This is a genomic window from Lysinibacillus alkalisoli, from assembly GCF_014643595.1.
In the GTDB taxonomy this organism is placed as follows: domain Bacteria; phylum Bacillota; class Bacilli; order Bacillales_A; family Planococcaceae; genus Metalysinibacillus; species Metalysinibacillus alkalisoli.
Genome location: NZ_BMJT01000031.1, coordinates 1 through 931, shown reverse-complemented (window position 1 = coordinate 931; position 931 = coordinate 1). Strand labels below are relative to the sequence as shown.

At 55.7% G+C, this 931-nt stretch carries 1 protein-coding gene; it reads left to right on the top strand.

Features of this window, described 5'->3' with window-relative positions; translation table 11 throughout:
* A partial coding sequence (locus IEW44_RS16185) for a chlorophyll a-b binding protein (protein ID WP_229704287.1) occupies positions 1-842 on the top strand: 842 nt, incomplete at its 5' end.
* Positions 843-931: the final 89 nt, after the last annotated feature.

Below are 931 nucleotides of genomic sequence, written 5' to 3'. Positions count from 1 at the left end.
GCAACTCCATAACACAAGGCAGAAAGCAAGCTCATCCTAGAGTTTTAAAAATGGCAGCAGCCTCCTCCATGGCTCTCTCTTCCCCATCCTTGGCTGGCAAGGCCGTGAAGCTGGGCCCATCAGCCCCCGAAGTCGGGAGGGTCAGCATGAGGAAGACCGTCACCAAGCAGGCCTCCTCCGGAAGCCCATGGTACGGCCCAGACCGCGTCAAGTACTTGGGCCCATTCTCTGGCGAGCCCCCGTCCTACCTCACTGGCGAGTTCCCAGGTGACTACGGCTGGGACACTGCTGGGCTTTCGGCCGACCCAGAAACCTTCGCCAGAAACCGTGAGCTCGAAGTGATCCACTCCAGGTGGGCCATGCTCGGGGCCTTGGGCTGCGTCTTCCCCGAACTATTGTCCCGCAACGGGGTCAAGTTTGGAGAAGCTGTGTGGTTCAAGGCCGGGTCCCAGATCTTCAGCGAGGGTGGGCTGGACTACTTGGGCAACCCAAGCCTTGTCCACGCCCAGAGCATCCTCGCCATCTGGGCCACCCAAGTTATCCTAATGGGTGCTGTTGAGGGTTATCGTATTGCTGGTGGGCCCCTCGGTGAGGTCACTGACCCAATCTACCCTGGTGGCAGCTTTGACCCATTGGGCCTTGCTGATGACCCAGAGGCTTTTGCTGAGCTTAAGGTGAAGGAACTCAAGAACGGGAGATTGGCCATGTTCTCTATGTTTGGGTTCTTTGTTCAGGCCATTGTCACCGGTAAGGGTCCATTGGAGAACCTTGCTGATCACCTTGCGGACCCAGTCAACAACAATGCCTGGGCCTACGCCACCAACTTCGTCCCCGGCAAGTGAGCATGAAAGAAAAGGATGACTTGTGGACTTTTGAGAGTTTTTAGATTTGTGTTTGGTGAAGTATATGTTATTGCAATGTACTTCAGATA